We start from the raw sequence: 247 nt of genomic DNA on the forward strand, positions 1-247 counted from the left end.
CTGCCAGGGCGATGACGTCATCAAGCGTGTTCATGGAACCATCCTCAGGTGTAGAAGAACCGCAAGGCGTGGAAAAAGACCGGTGCCGCAAAACACAGCGAATCCAAGCGGTCCATGATGCCGCCATGGCCGGGGATGATGGAGCCGAAGTCCTTGATGCCGCGGTCGCGCTTGATGGCGGACATCACCAGACCCCCGGCGAAGCCCATCACACAGGAGATGAACGCCAGGAGTGCGGCCATCAATG

1 protein-coding gene is annotated in these 247 nt (G+C 59.9%); it reads right to left on the reverse strand.

Features of this window, described 5'->3' with window-relative positions; all coding sequences use genetic code 11:
- Nucleotides 1-44 precede the first annotated feature (44 nt).
- A partial coding sequence (locus SB754_RS22145; RefSeq protein ID WP_410784441.1) for a phosphatidate cytidylyltransferase occupies nucleotides 45-247 on the reverse strand: 203 nt, incomplete at its 5' end.

Origin of the sequence: Leifsonia sp. SIMBA_070, from assembly GCF_046534635.1 — a bacterium.
Classification (GTDB): Bacteria; Actinomycetota; Actinomycetes; order Actinomycetales; family Microbacteriaceae; genus Leifsonia.